This is a genomic window from Acidovorax sp. KPB24-07 (assembly GCF_057543315.1).
The window spans coordinates 1-809 of record NZ_BAAJYS010000818.1 but is presented as its reverse complement, the minus strand read 5'-3'; the positions used below and the strand labels follow the sequence as shown (position 1 = coordinate 809).

Genomic DNA, 809 nt, shown 5'->3' with positions numbered 1-809 from the left:
CAGGCGGCCCAGCCGGGACGACTCGTTCAGCCGGTCCAGGTGCACCAGCGTGGAGACCAGCACCGGCTGGCGCGGATCGAGCGGCGCGCCCTGCAGCAGCATGTCCGCGGCCTTCTGATTGAATTCGAGCAGGTCGGTCTGCACGCCGCCCGCGGCCGCGCTGCCGTAGTAGAACCGCGCGCAGCCCGGCAGGGCCACCGCCGCGGCGCCGGCCAGCACGGTGCGGCGCCTCATGGCACCACCCGCCACGTCTTGACCGGCGTGGCCGCCACCGCCGGCACGCGCGGCAGGTACAGCGCCACGTCGCCCTGGTCGATGGAATAGACGTCGCTGGTGCGCGCCAGCACGCGCTCGTCCGATTCGATGGACGTGGTCACCAAAATTTCGGTGCGCGCCGTGCCGCTGGCCAGCAGAACGTCCGGCGCCGGCACGTAGGCGCCCGACGCATCGCGCACCACCGCCACGCCCTCGGACAGCCGCACCCGCGGCGGCGCGTACACACCGCCGCCCTGGTGCTGCACCACCTGCGTGGACACCGCCATGCGCACGCCGGTCGGCTGGGTCGAGACGGTGATGCCTCGGTCCACCAGGCGCGTCACCAGCAGCGAGCGAAAGCCCGCGTCGAAGCCGTCGCCCTGGGCGGGCAGCAGATAGATCGGGTACTCCCCCGGCGGCCAGTCGCGCAGCCGCACCGCCGTGCGCTCCGCCACGTCGCGGGCCAGCACGTCCCAGTGCTGCACGGCGCGCGCGGTTTTCTGCGTGGAAGGCGCGTGCAGTTCGTCGCGCGGCAGATCGGGCGCCGCGCAGCC

Annotated in this window: 1 protein-coding gene and 1 pseudogene; both read right to left on the bottom strand. The window is 73.8% G+C overall.

Features of this window, described 5'->3' with window-relative positions:
* A pseudogene (locus AC27IQ_RS26040) lies at nucleotides 1-234 on the bottom strand (FlgO family outer membrane protein); the annotation flags it as partial.
* A partial coding sequence (locus tag AC27IQ_RS26035) for a hypothetical protein (RefSeq protein ID WP_487091368.1) occupies nucleotides 231-809 on the bottom strand: 579 nt, incomplete at its 5' end. The gene AC27IQ_RS26035 and the pseudogene AC27IQ_RS26040, both read right to left, overlap by 4 nt.